This is a genomic window from Pseudomonas sp. IPO3747 (genome assembly GCF_013385245.1).
GTDB classification, from domain to species: domain Bacteria; phylum Pseudomonadota; class Gammaproteobacteria; order Pseudomonadales; family Pseudomonadaceae; genus Aquipseudomonas; species Aquipseudomonas edaphica.
Window position 1 is genome coordinate 515,766 of record NZ_JACAQL010000009.1, and the last position, 17,917, is coordinate 533,682.

Annotated in this window: 11 protein-coding genes; 7 read left to right on the forward strand and 4 right to left on the reverse strand. The window is 60.0% G+C overall.

Annotated elements, in window-relative coordinates; translation table 11 throughout:
- Positions 1 to 157 precede the first annotated feature (157 nt).
- A complete protein-coding gene (locus HX790_RS15470; RefSeq protein WP_017136790.1) occupies positions 158 to 2,224 on the forward strand; it encodes an AsmA family protein in 2,067 nt (688 codons plus the stop codon).
- A gap of 204 nt (positions 2,225 to 2,428) precedes the next feature.
- Here the strand turns inward: HX790_RS15470 and HX790_RS15475 are convergent, their stop codons facing one another.
- Complete coding sequence (locus HX790_RS15475) at positions 2,429 to 2,959, reverse strand: bacterioferritin (protein WP_017136789.1); 531 nt, start codon at positions 2,957 to 2,959, stop codon at positions 2,429 to 2,431.
- A gap of 201 nt (positions 2,960 to 3,160) precedes the next feature.
- On the opposite strand from HX790_RS15475, the gene HX790_RS15480 reads away from it, so the two are divergent.
- Positions 3,161 to 4,051, forward strand: coding sequence for a triacylglycerol lipase (locus HX790_RS15480; protein WP_017136788.1), 891 nt, complete (start codon positions 3,161 to 3,163; stop codon positions 4,049 to 4,051).
- Positions 4,052 to 4,164: 113 nt separating this feature from the next.
- On the opposite strand, the gene HX790_RS15485 is transcribed toward HX790_RS15480, so the two are convergent.
- Positions 4,165 to 5,052 (reverse strand): DMT family transporter, encoded by an 888-nt coding sequence (locus HX790_RS15485; RefSeq protein ID WP_176991760.1) that lies wholly within the window; start codon positions 5,050 to 5,052, stop codon positions 4,165 to 4,167.
- 98 nt (positions 5,053 to 5,150) lie between these two features.
- Between HX790_RS15485 and HX790_RS15490 the strand changes: the two genes are divergently transcribed.
- From HX790_RS15490 to HX790_RS15500, 3 genes are all read left to right on the forward strand, one after another.
- Positions 5,151 to 5,939, forward strand: coding sequence for a helix-turn-helix transcriptional regulator (locus HX790_RS15490; protein WP_017136786.1), 789 nt, complete (start codon positions 5,151 to 5,153; stop codon positions 5,937 to 5,939).
- A gap of 72 nt (positions 5,940 to 6,011) precedes the next feature.
- Positions 6,012 to 6,314 carry a PsiF family protein gene (locus tag HX790_RS15495; protein ID WP_017136785.1) on the forward strand — a complete coding sequence of 101 codons (303 nt, stop codon included), beginning with the start codon at positions 6,012 to 6,014 and terminating at the stop codon, positions 6,312 to 6,314.
- Positions 6,315 to 6,505: 191 nt separating this feature from the next.
- Positions 6,506 to 7,519, forward strand: coding sequence for an AI-2E family transporter (locus tag HX790_RS15500; RefSeq protein ID WP_017136784.1), 1,014 nt, complete (start codon positions 6,506 to 6,508; stop codon positions 7,517 to 7,519).
- 123 nt (positions 7,520 to 7,642) lie between these two features.
- Here HX790_RS15500 and HX790_RS15505 read toward each other — a convergent pair whose 3' ends face one another.
- A complete protein-coding gene (locus tag HX790_RS15505) occupies positions 7,643 to 8,917 on the reverse strand; it encodes an Hsp70 family protein (RefSeq protein WP_176991761.1) in 1,275 nt (424 codons plus the stop codon).
- A gap of 238 nt (positions 8,918 to 9,155) precedes the next feature.
- Here HX790_RS15505 and HX790_RS15510 point away from each other — a divergent pair, with 238 nt between their 5' ends.
- Positions 9,156 to 10,094, forward strand: coding sequence for a DnaJ C-terminal domain-containing protein (locus HX790_RS15510; protein WP_169986503.1), 939 nt, complete (start codon positions 9,156 to 9,158; stop codon positions 10,092 to 10,094).
- 103 nt (positions 10,095 to 10,197) lie between these two features.
- A complete protein-coding gene (locus tag HX790_RS15515) occupies positions 10,198 to 16,212 on the forward strand; it encodes a dermonecrotic toxin domain-containing protein (RefSeq protein ID WP_176991762.1) in 6,015 nt (2,004 codons plus the stop codon).
- Here HX790_RS15515 and ureC read toward each other — a convergent pair.
- On the reverse strand, positions 16,209 to 17,909 hold the full coding sequence (gene ureC / locus HX790_RS15520; protein WP_169986499.1) for an urease subunit alpha: 1,701 nt from the start codon (positions 17,907 to 17,909) through the stop codon (positions 16,209 to 16,211). The genes HX790_RS15515 and ureC overlap by 4 nt on opposite strands.
- Positions 17,910 to 17,917: the final 8 nt, after the last annotated feature.

The window sequence follows — 17,917 nt, forward strand, 5'->3', positions numbered from 1 at the left end:
GTAACAATGGTGCGCTGTCGATGATGAAAACTGTCTGGTCGATCAGGAATGTGGCTTTTTGCGACTAAATCGCTGATCGGGTTAAACCCCCCGGCGGTTTGCCAGTCGTAGCCTTATAAGCTTTAGTTTTGCTATCTGTGTTGAGGAGTCCTGTGCAATGACGCGCACTCGTAAAATCGTGGTTTGGAGCTGCGCCAGCTTCGCTGTGTTAATCGCTATCGTGGTCTTGGTGCTGGTGTTCTTTGATTGGAACCGCATCAAGCCGCCGCTCAATGCCAAGGTCTCCGAAGAATTGCATCGCCCGTTTGCCATTAATGGCAACCTCGCCGTGGTGTGGGCGCGCGAGGCCGATGAAGGCGGTTGGCGTGCCTGGGTGCCGTGGCCGCACGTGATTGCCGAAGACCTGACCCTGGGCAACCCGGACTGGTCAAAAAAACCGCAGATGGTCACGCTCAAACGCGTTGAGCTGCGCATCTCGCCCCTGGCGCTGTTGGCTCAGCGCGTGGTGATCCCGCGTATCGACCTCACCGAGCCAAGCGCCGACTTGCAGCGCCTTGCCGACGGTCGCGCCAACTGGACCTTCAAGTTCGACCCCAAAGACCCCAACGCCGAGCCTTCCAGCTGGGTGGTGGACATCGGCTCCATCGGTTTCGACAAGGGCCACGTGACCCTCGACGACCAAACCCTCAAGACCCAGTTGGATGTGATCATCGACCTGCTTGGCAAGCCGATTCCCTTCGGTGAAATCGTCGGCGACGCGGATGCCAAGAAGGCCCTGGAAAAAGGCTCGGCGCCGCAGGACTACGCATTCGGCCTCAAGGTCAAAGGCCAGTACCACGGCCAGAAACTCGATGGCACCGGCAAGATAGGCGGGCTGTTGGCCTTGCAGGACGCGGCCAAGCCGTTCCCGCTGCAAGCGCAAGTGAAAATCGCCGACACCAGCATCGCACTGGCCGGCACCCTGACCGATCCGCTGAACCTGGGTGCCCTGGACCTGCGGTTGAAACTGTCCGGTAGTAGCCTGGGCAACCTTTACCCGCTGACCGGCGTGACGCTGCCCGATTCTCCGGCCTATTCCACCGACGGCCATCTGATCGCCAAGCTGCATGAGGCCAGCGGCGCGTCATTCACCTATGAAAACTTCAACGGCAAGATCGGCAACAGTGATATCCACGGCAACCTCAGCTACGTCGCCAGCCAGCCACGCCCCAAGCTCAGCGGTACGCTGGTGTCCAACCAACTGCTGATGACTGACCTTGCACCGTTGATCGGTGCCGACTCCAACGCCAAGCAAAAGGCCCGTGGTGGCGAGAGCAAGCAACCGGCGACCAAAGTGCTGCCGGTGGAAGAGTTCCGCACCGAGCGCTGGCGCGACATGGACGCCGACGTGGAATTCACCGGCAAACGTATCGTGCACAGCGCCGACTTGCCGTTCACCGACCTCTACACCCACTTGGTTCTCAACGATGGCGAGCTGAGCCTGCAACCCCTGCGCTTTGGCGTGGCGGGTGGCAAGCTGGATGCGCAGATTCGCTTGAACGGGCGCATCACGCCGATGGAAGGCCGCGCCAAGCTGACCGCGCGTAACTTCAAGCTCAAGCAGTTGTTCCCGACGTTCGAACCGATGAAGACCAGCTTTGGTGAGCTCAACGGCGACGCTGATATTTCCGGGCGCGGCAACTCCGTGGCGGCCTTGTTGGGCACCTCCAACGGTGACCTGAAAATGCTGATCAATGACGGCGCCATCAGCCGCGGCCTGATGGAAATTGCCGGGCTCAACGTGGGCAACTACGTGGTGGGCCGCTTGTTTGGCGACAAGGAAGTGAAGATCAACTGCGCGGCGGCAGACTTTGGCATCAAGACGGGTTTGGCGACGACGCGGCTGTTTGTGTTCGATACCGAGAACGCGATTATCTATATCGATGGCACGGCGAACATGGCGACCGAGCAGTTGGACTTGACCATCACGCCAGAGTCCAAGGGCTTTCGCTTGTTCTCCCTGCGTTCACCGTTGTACGTCAATGGCCCGTTTATCAAGCCTAATGCGGGTGTAAAGGCCGTGCCGCTGATGTTGCGGGGTGCCGGCATGGTCGCGCTGGGCGTAATCGCCGGCCCGGCGGCCGGGTTGCTGGCGTTGGTCGCTCCGAGCGGTGACGAGCCCAACCAGTGCGCACCGTTGCTGCAACAGATGAAGGAAGGCAAGGCGCCGAAAACCGTTAAGTAAAGCGTCCGCTCCTAAAGGTGATGTGACGCAGAGCGTCACTGGATGCATTCCCACGCGGAGCGTGGGAACGATCAGGACCCGGCGCAAAAAAATGTGGGAGCTGGCTTGCCTGCGATAGCGCTGTAACAGTCGATACAGGCACTGACTGTTAGATTGTTATCGCGGGCAAGCCCGCTCCCACATGGGGTTCAGCGGTGAAGCGCGTTACAGGTCCTGCAGAATATCCGCCATGTCATCGGCGTGTTCTTCTTCCTGGGCCAGGATGTCTTCGAAGATTCGACGTGTAGTCGGGTCTTTATCACCGATGTACTGGATGATTTCGCGATAGCTGTCCACCGCGATCCGCTCGGCCACCAGGTCTTCGTAGACCATTTCCTTCAGGGTGTTGCCGGCCACGTATTGAGCGTGGGAGTTCTTCGACAGCAGGTCGGGGTTGAACTCCGGCTCACCGCCCAACTGCACGATGCGTTCGGCCAGTTTGTCGGCGTGTTCTGCTTCCTGGGTGGCGTGCTCCAGGAACTCATCGGCCGCGACACTGGCTTTCAGGCCGCTGGCCATGAAGTAGTGACGCTTGTAGCGCAACACGCAGACCAGTTCAGTGGCCAGCGACTCATTGAGCAGGCGGATAATTTCCTCACGGTCGGCGTCGTAGCCTTCGGTCACGGCACCGTTCTCGACGTGCTGGCGGGCGCGGCTGCGCAGGGTTGCAACGTCGGTCAAGTTTGCTTGGGTCATCTCAATCTCCTGGTGCTAATCCGGTTTTGCGCCACGCTCTGTCGGCGTGATCACTCCAAGTTGTGAGTCCCGGGCAGCGCAAAAAGTTTTATCGGATTTCACACCGCCTGACCGGACACTTCTAAACGGCACAGTCATGGGGCAGTCATGTCGGGTGGTCTAGGATGGCGTTATCGCTTCCCCTACCAGGATGTTCGCCCTATGCCCGATTCCCTCGCCACGCGTTACCCCCTGGTGCTGGTACCCGGCATGCTGGGCTTTGTGCGCGTAGGCTTTTTCCCTTACTGGTACGGGATTGTCCCGGCGCTGCGGGCGGGTGGGGCGCAGGTATTTGCGGTTCAGGTGGCGCCGCTGGATTCCAGCGAGGTGCGTGGCGAGCAGTTGTTGGTACACATTGCGCAGATTCGTCGCGAGACCGGCGCCGACAAGGTCAACCTGATCGGCCATAGCCAGGGCGCGCTCACCGCGCGTTATGCCGCCGCCAGGCGCCCGGAGTGGGTGGCGTCAGTGACGTCGGTGGCTGGCCCCAACCATGGCTCGGAGCTGGCGGACCATATCCACGCCCATTACCCGGCTGACAGCGTGAAAGGCAGGCTGATGAGCGCGGTGTTTCACCTGGTTGCCTGGTGGATGGGCCTGCTGGAAACCGGCTATCGCGGCCCGCGCTTCAAGGCCGATCTAGAGGCTTCGCACCATTCGCTGACCAGTGCCGGTGTGGCGTTGTTTAACCGCCAGTATCCTCAAGGGCTGCCCGCTACCTGGGGCGGGCAGGGCGCCGAAGTGGTCAATGGCGTGCGTTATTACTCGTGGTCCGGCACCTTGCAGCCGGGCAAGACCGATCGTGGGCGCAACCTGCTGGACGGCACGAATCGCAGTTGCCGGTTGTTCGCCCGCAGCTTTGTGCGCGAGAAGGGCCAGTGTGACGGCATGGTCGGGCGCTACAGCTCGCACCTGGGCACGGTCATCGGCGATGACTACGCCCTGGATCACTTCGATATCGTCAACCAATCCTTGGGGTTGGTGGGCAAAGGTGCGGAGCCGATCCGGTTGTTTGTCGAGCATGCGCGGCGGCTGAAGGCGGCTGGGGTTTAACAGGGAGACCGGGTTATCGTTCATCGCAGGCAAGCCAGCTCCCACAGTTGGCCCCATTCCAAAGTTGGAACCCGGTCGAATGTGGGAGCTGGCTTGCCTGCGATAGCGATCTGTCAGGCGACGCCAACCTCACGGCGCACCGGCGTAATCCAACGCTCCGACAAAATCACCCCACCCAAGGTGAGCAAGCCGCCGACCAAGTGATACATCGCCAGTTTTTCCTTCAGCACCACCGCCGCAATCAATGCGGTAATCAACGGCAGCAAGTTGAAAAACAGTGTGGTGCGGCTTGGCCCCAGGTGTTTCACCGAGTGCATCCACGCCAGTGGCGCCAGCATCGACGCCAGCAGGCACGCGTACAGCACCAGTGGGATATTCGCCCAGCTCAAGCCGGCCTTGGCCGAGAACAGGAACAGCGGAAACAGCACCACCACCGCCACCAGTATCTGCAAATACAGCAACACCAGCGGCGGCAGGCGCAAATGCCATTTTTTCAGCAGGGTGCTGTAGACCGCGTAGGCCAGGGTGGCGAACAGCATCATGGCGTCACCCAGGTTGAGCCCGTGTTGCAGTAACGCGCCGAGGCTGCCGGCTGATACCACTACGACAACGCCTGCGAACGACAGCACTGCGCCGGTCAGCGCGCCGAAGGTGAGGCGTTGGCCGAGGCTGATGATGGCAGCGGTCAGCGACATCAACGGCATCAGCGACAGGATGATGCCCATGTTGGTGGCACTGGTCAGCGTCGCGGCGTAATAGGCCAGGCTTTGATACACCGCCATGCCCAGCACGCCGAGGATGAAGATCTTGCCCAGGTTCGGGCGGATCAGCGCCCAGTTGGCCAGCACCGGCTTGAGCATGAATGGGGTAAACAGCAATGCCGCCAGCAACCAGCGGTAAAAGCCGATTTCTGCGGGGAAGATCGAGCCCACGGCCAGTTTGTTGACCACGGTGTTGCCGGCCCAGATAAAGATGGCCAGCAGGGGGTACGCGTATTGCATCGAAAGAAACCAGGTGTGTTGATGAGCCGCGATTATCCCCCTGTCTGGATAGAAGCCTATACTGCGATCCAGACAACCGACCTTTGTATCCAGACAATATGGCCAGACACACCGTACGCCTCGCGGATTTTCGCAGCCTGCCGAGTCCGGTCTACTTCCGCTACTCCGAATTTGCGCCCGACACCGAGTGTACGCCGCACCGGCATGGCTGGGGCTCGCTGGACTATTCGGCCAATGGCGTGATGCGCATGGAGGTGGCCGGCAGCCGCTTTATGTCGCCTCCGCAGTACGCGGTGTGGATCCCACCCAATACCGAGCACAGCTCCTACAACGCCCAGGCGATTGTGTATCGCTCCGTGGGCCTGGCCCCGGCATTGTGCGCGCAACTCCCGCAGGCGCCGTGCACCTTGGCGATCAGTGACATTCTCAAGGCGATCCTCAGCGATTTTGCCCAGCGTGACGTCAATGTTCCTCAAAGTGAGGCCGATATACGCCTGGCCCAGGTGCTGGTGGACCAGCTCAAACAGGCACCGATGCATGATTGCTTTCTGCCTTACGCGCGCCACCCCGGGCTGCTCGGCGTGCTCGAAGGCATGCAGGCCGACCCTGGCGACAATCGCCCGCTGGCGCAGTGGGCGGAGCAGGTGCATGTGAGTGAGCGCACCTTGGCACGCCAATTTGTGCGCGAGCTGGGCATCAGCTTCGGCGAATGGCGCCAGCGCCTGCGCTATCTTGCCGCCATCGAAGCCCTGGACAGCGACCGCAGCGTGCAACATGTAGCCTTTGACTTGGGTTACAGCACGGCCTCGGCGTTTATCGCCATGTTCCAGCGTCACGCCGGCTGCACCCCGGAGCAGTACCGACGGTCGAATATTCGCGGACGCTGAAGATGTAACAGGTTTTGACTACACTGCTGCGTAGGCCGTGCCCCTTTGGTGCGGTAACAGGGAGAAAACTCCATGAAGATGCTGCGTATTCCGTTGTTGATGATGGGCCTGCTGCTGTGTTCCCAAGGCTTCGCTGCCACAGCCCAGCAAAATAAAATGACCACCTGCAATGCACAAGCGACCACCAAGACGCTCAAAGGTGATGACCGCAAGGCCTTTATGAAGACCTGCCTGTCGGCGCCAGCTGCCAACGATGCCAAGACCCTGACCCCACAGCAGCAGAAAATGAAAGACTGCAATGCCTCGGCGAAAACCAAGGCGTTGGCTGGCGATGCGCGTAAAACCTTTATGAGCACCTGCCTCAAAGGCAGCTAACAACATAGATCCCATGTGGGAGTCGGGCTTGCCCGCGATGCAGACGCCGCGGTGCATCAGCCAGACTGAGGTGATGCCATCGCAGGCAAGCCAGCTCCCACACTGACGGTGTTCACAATTCAGACCTCTCGCTTGATTCCCTCAAGGCTGGCAGACTGCCCATCCTTTAACGCCGTTCGTTTTGAGGCTGTATGCCAACGTTTTCTCAGCGTCACGTGTTGTTGCTGGTCAGTTGCGTCATCATTTTCGGCGGGCTATTGCTGGTCCTGCCGCTCAAGCTGTTGCCGAGCTTGCTGGCCGGCCTGCTGGTTTATGAACTGGTCAACATGCTTACCCCGCAGTTGCAGCGACTGATTGAAGGCCGGCGTGCGCGTTGGCTGGCAGTAGCGTTGCTGGGCACCTTGATCGTCAGCGTGTTGACCCTGATCTTTGCCGGCGCCATCAGCTTTCTGCTCCACGAAGCGGAAAACCCCGGGGCTTCCCTGGACAAATTCATGGGCGTGGTCGACCGCGCGCGCGGGCAACTGCCGCCGTTCGTCGACGCCTACCTGCCCGCCAGTGCCGCCGAATTCCGCGTGGCCATCGGCGATTGGCTGAGCAAACACCTGAGCGAGCTGCAACTGGTCGGCAAAGACGCCGCCCACATGTTCGTCACCCTGCTGATCGGCATGGTGCTCGGCGCCATTATCGCCCTGCAGCGCGTGCCCGACCTGACCAAACGCAAACCCCTGGCGGCCGCGCTGTTCGACCGCCTGCACCTGTTGGTCCAGGCGTTTCGTAACATTGTCTTCGCCCAGATCAAGATTGCTGCACTCAATACGGCCTTCACTGCGATTTTTCTCGCGGTTGTGTTGCCGCTCTGCGGCATTCACCTGCCTTTGACCAAAACCCTGATCGTGCTGACCTTCCTGGTCGGCCTGCTGCCGGTGATCGGCAACCTGATCTCCAACACCCTGATCACCATCGTCGCGCTGTCGCTGTCGATCTGGGTGGCGGTGGCGGCGTTGGGGTATCTGATCGTGATCCACAAGGTCGAGTACTTCCTCAACGCGCGCATCGTCGGCGGGCAGATCAGTGCCAAATCCTGGGAATTGCTCCTGGCGATGTTGGTGTTTGAAGCCGCATTCGGCCTGCCTGGTGTGGTGGCGGGGCCGATTTATTATGCGTATTTGAAGAGTGAGTTGAAGCTGGCGGGGATGGTTTAACTGGCCCTTTAGCTCGTTCCCACGCTCTGCGTGGGAATGCTGCCCTGGGCGCTCTGCGTCCGCTGTTGACGTCGTGACGCGGAGCGTCACAGGATGCGTTCCCACGCGGAGCGTGGGAACGATCTACTCCATTGCGCCGTAACGCTTGCTCGCCTCAATCGCCAGACCGCTGCCGATACTGCCGAAGATATTGCCTTCCACATGCCGTGCATTCGGCAGCATCGCCGAGATGCTGTGGCGCAGTGCCGGAATGCCGCTGGAGCCGCCGGTGAAGAACACCGTGTCCACCTGGGCCACGCTCACCGAGGCATCGTTAAGCAGTTGCGTGACGCTGTTGCGCACACGCTCCAGCAACGCGTCGATGGACGACTCGAACAATGCCCGGCTCAGGTCGACGCTCAGGCCTTTTTCGATGCGGTCCAGGGCCACGTGGCGGCTGTCTTCGTGGGTCAGCTGGATCTTGGTTTCTTCCACTTCCATGGCCAGCCAGTGCCCGGCACGCTGTTCGATCAGCTTGAACAAGCGGTCGATGCCGCCGGTGTCTTCGATGTCGTAGCGCATGCTGCCCAAGGCCAGCTGGGATTTTTGCGAGTACACCGAGTTGATGGTGTGCCAGGTGGCCAGGTTCATGTGGTGGCTGGTGGGCATGTAGGCGCCGCTTTTCATGCGGCTGCCATAGCCGAACAGCGGCATCATGCCTTGCAGGCTCAGCTGTTTGTCGAAGTCGGTACCGCCGATGTGCACGCCGCCGGTGGCGAGGATGTCGCTTTGGCGGTTGTCGTTGTGACGACGGTCCGGCGACAGGCGCACCAGCGAGAAGTCAGACGTACCACCGCCGATGTCGACGATCAGCACCAGCTCTTCTTTCTCGATGGTGGACTCATAGTCAAACGCGGCCGCAATCGGCTCGTACTGGAACGAGATGTCCTTGAAGCCGATCTTGCGCGCCACATCCACCAGCGTGTTTTCGGCTTCCTGGTCGGCCATCGGGTCGTCATCGACGAAGAACACCGGGCGGCCCAGCACCACTTCTTCGAACTCGCGACCGGCGTTGGCTTCGGCGCGGCTCTTGAGCTGGCCGATAAACAGCGCCAGCAGGTCGGTGAACGGCATGGCCGTGCCGAGCACGCTGGTGTCGTGCTTGATCAGCTTGGAACCCAGCAGGCTCTTGAGCGAGCGCATCAGCCGGCCTTCGTAGTTTTCCAGGTATTCGTGCAGCGCCAGGCGACCGTACACCGGGCGGCGCTCCTCGAAGTTGAAGAACACCACCGACGGCAGGGTGATCTTGTCGTCCTCCAGCGCGATAAGCGTCTCCTCGCCGGGGCGGATCCAGCCGACGGTGGAGTTGGACGTGCCGAAGTCGATGCCGCAGGCACGGGCTGGGGATGTGTTGTTCATGTCTTCCAGGTTCCGGTTAAAAAACGGCCGCGCAGTGTATGTCACTCGCGCGCAGATGCGTAGGCCGACTATCCGCTAAATCGTGCTTGAAAGTTGGGTATTTGCCCCCACATCTGTTGCATACGGCTAGCGCCGATAACACTTTGACGCACCCCCAGGCCACACCACTCAACAGGTGCAAAGCAGCGCACGTTGTGCCCCGGGCTGTGCGATCTCGATTAAGGATGGTGAACTGCCGATGGATTTCAAAGACTATTACAAGATTCTGGGTGTCGAGCCGAGCGCCGATGACAAGGAAATCAAGGCCGCCTATCGCAAGCTCGCACGCAAGTATCACCCGGACGTGAGCAAGGAAAAGGACGCCGAAGAGAAATTCAAGGACGCGTCCGAAGCCTATGAGGCGCTCAAAAGCGCCGACAAACGCGCCGAGTACGATGAGCTGCGTAAATACGGCCAGCATGGCCAGCCGTTCCAGGGGCCGCCGGGCTGGCAGAGCCGTGGTGGTTATGGCGGTGGCCAGGACACGGGCGACTTCTCGGACTTCTTCAGCTCGATCTTCGGCGCGCGCGGCGACGCCTTTGGCGGCGGCCAGCGCCGTCCTACCGGGCGCAAGGGCCAGGATGTGGAGATGCAACTGAGCGTTTCCCTTGAGGAAACGCTGTCCACCGAGTCCAAGCAGATCAGCTTCCAGGTGCCGCAATACGATGCGTCTGGCCGGCATGTCAGCAATACCGTCAAGAGCCTGAATGTGAAGATTCCGGCCGGTGTGGCCGATGGCGAGCGCATCCGCCTCAAGGGCCAGGGCGCACCGGGTGTGGGCGGTGGTGCCAATGGCGACCTGTACCTGATCATCAAGTTTGCGCCGCACGCCAAGTTCGAGGTGGATGGCGAAAACCTGATCATCAACCTGCCGCTGGCCCCGTGGGAGCTGGCGTTGGGCGCGGAAGTCGCAGTGCCGACCCTTACCGGCAAGATCAACCTCAAGGTGCCGGCCGGCAGCCAGAACGGCCAACGCATGCGCGCAAAGGGCCATGGCTTGTTGAACAAGGCCGGGCAACGCGGTTATCTGTTTATCCAGCTCAAGGCTGTGATGCCTAAGGCTGCAGACGATGAGGTCAAGGCATTGTGGCAGGCGCTGGCTGAAAAGGCCGCTTTCGACCCCCGTGAGCACTTCTGAACGAGCTGACCCGATGAGTTTTCGAGCTTGCTAAATAGTTAGCTCCAGCAAAAAAACGCACTGCATAGGATGACAATCTTTCTCACCACAAGGTTGTCATCCCATGCTCGAACTTCAGGTTATTGCCCCCTCCACGCTCCCGCCCGGTGAACAGGGACAACACTACGAATTAATCAAACAGGCGATCCCGTCCTGCCTGGTCAGCAGTTCACCTGAGCGGCGCCAGGCCCTCAAACAGACCCCCGCGAATATCCCCTCTTGGTACGACGCCACGTCTCAATCGCAGAAGGATCAGCTCAAGACGCTGTTGGAGAGCCGTTGCCACTCCCTGAATGAGCTGGAGAAATCCCTAAGCAAAGTCCAGGCGCTGGAAGCATTCGCCCAGCCGTTATTGGAAGCGGCATTAAAGGCTGCCGGTTATGCGCTGGACGTCAATCAAACCTGGTTGCGCCTGTATGTTCCGGTTGAAGACGCCTTTGGCAAAAAAACCGGCGGTTCCAGGGTCAAGACGTTCTCCTTGCTCAAGGCTGCCCTGGGCAACTTTGAGGCGCGGGAGGCCGAGGACGGTTTTTACGATAGCGTTTCGGGATTTATCACCGAGCCGGATACTCGCGAGCACTTTGAACGCCACACCACGACCCTGAAAATTCATGAGTTCGCCCAGTTATGCCGTGATCTCGATTTGGGGAGTCAATACCAGGCTCACCTCAGGGCGCAGTTGATACCTGATGATGTACGGTCCCGTGCCGAGTTTCGGGATCGCTTCATCCGCCATCAGAAAGATGCCTTCAAGGCGGCGGCGTATCTGGCCTTGCTCAAGGGTGATATCGGTACCACCGATTACACCTTGCTGATGCGTGTGACGGCTGGCGAAAAGCACATCGTGATCGGCAACCAGCCGGTCGGTTACTGCTGCTTGAGCCTGATGAACCTGCACCTGCATGACTGCCTGATCATCGCCCCATGCGCCAAGCAGCGTTATTCGAGCTGGGTTATCGTCTATATTCCTGACCACCTCGAGCACCCCATCAAGCGTTATGAAACGTTTAATGAGTTTCGCAACGAATTGACTGATCACCTGACCGCGAGCGTCAGCCAGGGTGCCGACCGCTCCATGGGGGTACAAACCACGCAATACCAGCAGCTTTTTGCCCAGTTTGTAGCCTATAAGGATCGCGCTTACTACTACCGCAGGCTGACCGAACTCGTGGTGGATGCGCCACCGCAACCGTTCGGTTCACAGGCGCTGCGTTCGGAATGGGGGCGTTTACTGACGGCCCCATTCTTTTCCTCCGGCTCGTCGCTGGGGGAGCCGCAACCGACCGTACGCGTTCCGATAAAAGCCCCCGAATTCAATATTCAGGCCATCGAAATCGCTGGCCTCTGGCGGGCTGCGGACTTGTGGGTGTATCGCCATGCCAGTCTGCGCACGCGACTGTTTAACGATGCCCAACACCAGGCCGTGAGCACTGAGGCTGCTGACAAGGCATCGAGTTCAAGGCGTGCAGCCCATTACCTGAGTATCGGCATGTTCGGCCTGAACCTGGTGGGGATGGCCGTGCCACCCTTGGGCCTGGTGATGGCCGGGGTGATGGCCGGTCAGCTGCTTTACGAGGTCTTTGAGGGTGCGGTCGAACTCAGTGAAGGCGACCGCGAGGCAGGTTGGGCGCATGTTACCGACGTGGTGGAAAACCTGGCGACGCTGGCGGCGCAGGCGGTGGCGTTGCGCTTCACAGTGTCCCCCTTCATTGAACGGCTCAAAGCCGTCACGTTGCCCGGCGGCAAGATCCGCCTGTGGAAGCCTGATCTTGCGCCCTATAAGGCGCCTGTCGAGCTGGACACAGGCGCCAAGCCAGACGCTTTGGGCCTTTACTCGCACGACGGCCAGTTGATTTTGCACCATGAGGGTGACCACTATCGAGTTGGGCAGGACCCCGTCACTGGGCAGTATCGCATCCAGCACCCCAGCCGCCCTGGTGCGTATGAGCCGCAGTTGGAGCATAACCATGCTGGCGCCTGGAGCCATGAAATCGAGCAACCGCTGACCTGGGACAAACCGACCCTGATGAGGCGCCTGGGGCTGGAACAGCGTGGGCTTGACTCCGCGACGCTGGAACAAGCCCGTATGGCCAGCGGTGTCGAGGAAAACGTCTTGCGCCAGACCTTTGTTGAGCATGACCCGGTGCCTTTGTTGTTGGATGACACGATCCAGCACTTCAAGGCTCATCAGGCACTGACGACGTTTGTCGAGCAATTGAGAAGCAGCGACTCGGCCGTCTATGCCCAGGCGGACCTCACGCTGCTGCTGCAAATCATGCGTCGACGAGGGATGTTGCCTGATGCGCCGCTGCGGGTCATGGACAGCCACAACAGGATTTTGTGGGAGGAGACCTTCGCAGCTGCCCCCAAACGCGTAGTGGTGGTCCGTGACAACCAGTTGGCGAGCGGTGAGTGGCTCAATGAGGTGCTGTTCAGCTTGCAAGGCGTGGACCCCACGCTCCGGGACATCCCTGGCAGTGCCGAAGAGTCGCTGGCGGTGCGGGCCGGCAAGCTGCGTGAACACATCGCCAATGTCGTCGATACCTTTAAGGGCTCGCTGGTCGAAGAGCGCTATCAAGCCTTGAATGCCACGAACGATCCTGATGTGCGCCTGCTCATGGCGACTTACCCCAGGCTGCCAGCGTCGATGGCTACTGAGTTGCTCAGAAGGCTGAGCGTTGAACAGTTGCACACCTTTCGAGATACCGGGTTTCTGCCCCAGGAACGTATTGAGCAGGCGAGGTGGCTTGAGCAGGAAACCCGGGTATCGCGTGCCTATGAAGGCCTGCACCTGGACACTCTGGCAAGCATCGACAGCCAGCGCCTCGCCTTGCGCACTTTGGAAACCTTGCCTGGATGGCAGCGTGGAACGCGGGTGGAGTTGCGTCACTACTCGGCCCAAGGCACGTTGCTGGATGCTATCGGTTCCCCGGATTCAACCACCACCAAGGCCCTGGTGCTCAAGGACAATGGTTTATTCGAGGCGCCCATGCCCAGGGACTTCTTTGGGGCAACCTGGGACCTGTTGTCCACCGCCGAACGCCAGAGCCTCGGGTTCACCGATGCACAGCAGTTGAAGACAGCGATCCAGCAGTCGCCTTTGCCTCGTGAGCCGCTGCGCACGGTGTTGCTGGAGCATCCGGTGCGCAAACCGACGATTGATTCGACGCTGAGATTACTCGGTGGTGGCGGCGGGTCCAGCCGACAGGCGGCCAGTGATGTCGATAGCGATGTCGATTTAGTACACGAGCAGGTCACCGATCTGTTCCCTTTGATGGACGAGGAGGCAGTCAATGCGTTTGTCCGCACTTTGGGCGACGACGTCGAGGGTGGGTTGAAACACTGGAAGGCTGAGTTCAAAACGTTTACGAGGGAGTTGGATGCCTGGGTTTACGCCAGTGGGCCGCCGCGTGCTGATGGTTGGGATGCCGATTTTCCCGGTGCGTCCGATATCGCGCGCGAGATCAAGAGTCACTGGCGGCTTATGAGTGAAGGCCCCCTGAAGCTGATGATGAGGGGCGATCTGGAACTACCACTGCTAAGCGTCGACTTCAGCCATGTTGAGGGGCTTGAGATCTACGGTAGCGGCTGGACCGGCAAGACTGATGCTTTCCTTACATCGTTCACCCACGTCAAGCATTTGGCCCTGATCGGTTGCCGGCTTACCGAGTTACCCAGTGCTATCGGTGAAATGCGCTACCTGACTTCGTTGAACCTGACCGGTAATAATCTTGAGTTGACTCCACCAACCAGCCGTATGCTGAGCAACCTCAGCGCCCTTGTCACGCTTGATCTGCGCAGCAACCCGCTGGGTGCTGCCCCCGATGTCAGCGGTATGCCAAATCTGGTGGAGTTGAACCTCAGTAACACGCAGATTGAGCAGTGGCCCTCGGGATTAACCGCACTGACTGGATTGAGACGTGTCGATTTGTCCGAAAACCGCCTGCAGGAGGTTCCACCACAGCATTTGACACCACCGCCTGAGCAGCTTGAAGCGATCGTTCGGACAAACAACGTCGTCATGCTTGAGCACAATAAGTTTCCTGCCGACTATTGGCAGCAGTTCGATCGCTACTGGGAGACCTTGACGCGCACGCGGCCCGAACTTTTGCAAGGCGCCCTTGATGGCGCCTTTGACAGTGGTAATCCAAGGCTCAGGGTCATGCAGGAACTCTATCCCGACAACAGCGTGCAAACTTCTCGGAAGATGATTTGGGCGCTGGGCGAGCGCGCCGATGCAGAGTTGGCCCAGCGTGAGCAGGAATTCAAAGCGTTCAAGCGTCAGTTAAAAGCCTGGAACCTCTCCAACGAGCGTCAGAGTAACGAGCGCGTCGGGCGAAATGAGCGCCTGCTGGAGTTCAACGATCGTGATCGCGCCAGGCAACGCATCATGAGCTGCTGGAGGGCGGGTAATCCCCTCGTTTTGAGCAACGACGCCACACTCATCGACGTCGAACTGGACCTCAGTGGGTTGCGCCTGTCGAGCCTGCCCGACCTTGGCGCGAATTTCATTCGCCCGACGTCACTGAAACTGAACCGCCTGAACCTGCGTACGTCACCAGAAGGTTTCCTGGCGCACTGCCAAGGTGTGCGCTGGCTGGACATGTCGGATAACCATTTGTTCGAGTTGCCGCCAGCCGTGGGGAATATGAACGAGTTGGCCCGTTTGTCGCTGCAAAACAACCGAATCCGATTGACTGCCGAGTCGGCTGCCTTACTGTCCTCGCGAGCGACACTCAGTGACTTGATGCTCAATGATAACCCCCTCGGCCTGACGCCGGATTTCAGCCAAATGACGGATTTGCGTACCTTGCAGATGAAAAATACAGGGATTGATACCTGGCCTGCGGGGTTGGTTGAACGAACGAACCTGCTATGGGTAGATCTGAGCCAAAACAGTATTACCACTATCCCGGACTCAGTCATTGCACCGTCGGATGAGCAATTGGCGCAGACGGAGCGCGTGACTCGTGTGACGGATATCGGCGAGAACCCTTTGACCGAGCAAACCCGGCAACAAGTCCGCGAACACAGCCGGCGCCTTGAGGAGGCTGGGCTGATGTCTGAGGGTCTTCCGAACATGCTCCGGTTGACGGCTGATATTGCCCCTAACCGTGTGGCCCCCACAGCTGGCGCGCAGGATCCATTTCTGCGTTGGGCCCAAGGCATGTCCACGCAAGAGGCGAGTAGCAAACGGCCCCTATGGGTGGCGTTGGAGCGCGCTCCGAGGGCTGCCCCGTTTTTCGACATCCTTGAGCGTCTGGAACCGGCGGGTGCCGGCCACGCCGACTTGCAGCGCCGTGTCTGGGAAGTGATCGAAAGCATCACCCAGGACACCGCCGAATCGGAAACCCTGCGCAAGGAACTCCTCGACCTGGCCGGTGAGCCAGGATGTTGCGACCTTGCAGCTTTCTCCTTCAGCAACCTGGAAGTGCGCACAATGGCCTACAAGGCTCGTTTGCAGGCCACGGATCAGACCCAGGGCGTGCAACTGGCAAGGTTATCCAGAGGTTTGTTCCGCCTGCACGAAGTAGACAAGATCGCGTCGGCGGATATCCAGCGCAGCGAGGCCATCGTCAATGACCCCCGCGTGTCGGTAGCCAATAAGGTGCCCCATACCCAGCGCCTGGCCGAAGAGGTTGAGATCCGACTGGCGTATCGTTACGGCCTCAAGGATCGGCTCCAGCTACCGGGGCAGCCGCAGCAGGTCAGGCATATCAAGCTGGGCGGCGTGACCGCATCGATGCTCGATACTGCCTATGACACGATCAAAGCCCTGGATAACTCTGCGCAAGAGCTTCAGGCGCTGCTGTCCAGGGGCTTTTGGCAGGATTACCTGACCGGTAAATACGCCGTGCAATTTGACGCTCTGCGCCATCCCTTGCACGATCAGCTGGCGGACTTGCGGAGCAGGTTTGAATCCAACGCGATCACCGAGGCACTTTATAAGCATCGGTCCGGCGAACTTCAGTTGCAATTGCAGATTAAAGACGCCGCGCTGATCGAGACGCTGACCCGTCAGGAGTTGCTCGATCATCCGCTGGACATGGCTGAGGGTGTCGTCTCCCGTGCGACCTAAAACAAAAAGTAGCGCTGGGCCATGGGCAATACATCAGCCGGTTCGCACCACAACAACTGGCCGTCGGCCTTGACCTGATAAGTCTGCGGGTCAACCTCGATATCCGGCAGGTAATCGTTGTGGATCAGGTCGGTTTTCTGCACATCGCGGCAGCCCTTGACCACGGCAATCTGCTTTTTTAACCCCAGGGCCTCGGGCAACCCGGCGTCCTGGGCGGCCTGGCTGATGAAGGTCAGGCTGGTGGCGTGCAACGAGCTGCCGAAGCTGGCGAACATCGGGCGATAGTGCACCGGCTGCGGCGTGGGGATCGAGGCGTTGGCGTCACCCATCAGGCTTGAGGCAATCGCGCCGCCCTTGAGGATCAAGGTCGGCTTGATGCCGAAAAACGCCGGGCGCCACAGTACCAGGTCGGCCCACTTACCCACCTCGATCGAGCCGACGATATGGCTGACGCCGTGGGTGATCGCCGGGTTGATGGTGTACTTGGCGATATAGCGCTTGGCGCGGAAGTTGTCATTGCCCGGGCCGTCGCCGGGCAAAGGGCCGCGCTGCTTTTTCATTTTGTCAGCGGTCTGCCAGGTGCGCGTGATCACTTCGCCGACACGGCCCATGGCCTGGCTGTCGGAGCTGATCATCGAGAACGCGCCCAAATCGTGCAGGATATCTTCGGCGGCAATGGTCTCGCGGCGGATGCGGCTTTCGGCGAAGGCCACATCTTCGGCGATGCTCGGGTCCAGGTGATGGCAGACCATCAACATGTCCAGGTGCTCATCGATGGTGTTGCGCGTGAACGGCCGCGTCGGGTTGGTGGAACTGGGCAGCACGTTGGCGAAGCCGCAGGCCTTGATGATGTCCGGCGCGTGGCCGCCACCGGCACCTTCGGTGTGGTAGGTGTGGATGGTGCGACCCTTGAGCGCGGCCAGGGTGGTTTCGACGAAGCCGGATTCGTTAAGGGTGTCGCTGTGAATCGCGACCTGCACGTCGTACTCGTCCGCAACGCTCAGGCAGTTGTCGATGCTGGCGGGTGTGGTGCCCCAGTCTTCGTGCAGCTTCAAACCGATGGCCCCGGCCTTGACCTGCTCGATCAACGGTTCCGGCAAGCTGGCATTGCCTTTGCCGGTAAAACCGATGTTCATCGGGAACGAATCGCTGGCTTGCAGCATGCGCGCCAGGTGCCACGGGCCGGAGGTGCAGGTGGTGGCGTTGGTGCCGGTCGCAGGGCCGGTGCCGCCGCCGATCATGGTGGTGACGCCGCTGGTCAGCGCTTCTTCGATCTGCTGCGGGCAAATGAAGTGCACGTGGCTGTCGATGCCGCCGGCGGTGAGGATCATGCCTTCACCGGCAATCACCTCGGTGCTGGCGCCGATGGCCATGGTCACGCCGGGCTGGATATCCGGGTTGCCGGCCTTGCCGATCGCATGAATGCGGCCGTTTTTCAGGCCGACGTCGGCCTTCACGATGCCCCAGTGGTCGATGATCAGCGCATTGGTGATCAAGGTGTCGACCACTTCATGGGCGAGCAGTTGGCTCTGGCCCTGGCCGTCGCGGATAACTTTGCCGCCGCCGAATTTGACTTCTTCACCGTAGACGGTGAAGTCCTGTTCGACTTCGACGAACAGGTCGGTGTCGGCCAGGCGGACCTTGTCACCGACGGTGGGGCCGTACATGTCGGCGTAGGCTTGGCGGCTGATCTTCATGTGTGTAT